The organism is Psychrobacter sp. TB55-MNA-CIBAN-0194 (genome assembly GCF_040309505.1).
Classification (GTDB): Bacteria; Pseudomonadota; Gammaproteobacteria; order Pseudomonadales; family Moraxellaceae; genus Psychrobacter; species Psychrobacter fozii.
This window is the reverse complement of sequence record NZ_JBEOOW010000673.1, coordinates 1-244: the sequence shown is the minus strand read 5'-3', so window position 1 is coordinate 244 and position 244 is coordinate 1. Positions and strand designations below refer to the sequence as shown.

1 protein-coding gene is annotated in these 244 nt (G+C 50.8%); it reads right to left on the bottom strand.

Translation table 11 applies throughout. From position 1 onward, the window contains the following. On the bottom strand, positions 1–244 hold a 244-nt coding region (locus tag AAEY75_RS16695), incomplete at both ends, for an SDR family NAD(P)-dependent oxidoreductase (protein ID WP_352260275.1).

The following is a 244-nucleotide window of genomic DNA, read 5'->3' as shown; positions in this document are numbered from 1 at the left end:
GCTATCATCTTCTGGCTTTTTCACTAGATCAGGCATTGCTGATTCGGTCATTGCGGTGCGTGCTGCCGGTGCCAATGCATTAGCAGTAATACCGTAACGCGCCAATTCCGACGCTTGTACTAAAGTAAGCGTAGCAACACCGCCTTTTGCCGCAGAATAGTTTGCTTGCCCTACCGAGCCTTGTAAGCCTGCGCCCGAGCTGGTGTTTATAATACGTGCAGCTACTGGGTTACCTGCTTTTGAC